Raw genomic sequence first — 229 nt, forward strand, 5'->3', positions numbered from 1 at the left:
GCGAGGCCGTGGGGGCGCCCGCCTCGACCGGCATCGAGATGGGACAGCACAGATACTGGCGGCTGTCGTAGACATGCCGCTCGCCGTCCAGTATCGCCTCCTTGGCACCGCTGACGATCACCACCACGGCGGGTTCATAGACGGCCGGTGCGCAACGCACGGGCTCCGTCATGCGAAAGAGCTGTACACCCTTCACTGCGGTCTCTCGAATGCCTTCCTCGTGGGCGAG

General features: G+C 65.9%; 1 protein-coding gene. It reads right to left on the minus strand.

Annotated features, from left to right (window positions below; genetic code table 11):
• On the minus strand, window positions 1-229 hold a 229-nt coding region (locus tag R0J88_RS24190), incomplete at both ends, for an AraC family transcriptional regulator (protein WP_410901485.1).

The organism is Pseudoalteromonas sp. SIMBA_162, from assembly GCF_046535955.1.
Classification (GTDB): Bacteria; Pseudomonadota; Gammaproteobacteria; order Enterobacterales; family Alteromonadaceae; genus Pseudoalteromonas; species Pseudoalteromonas marina.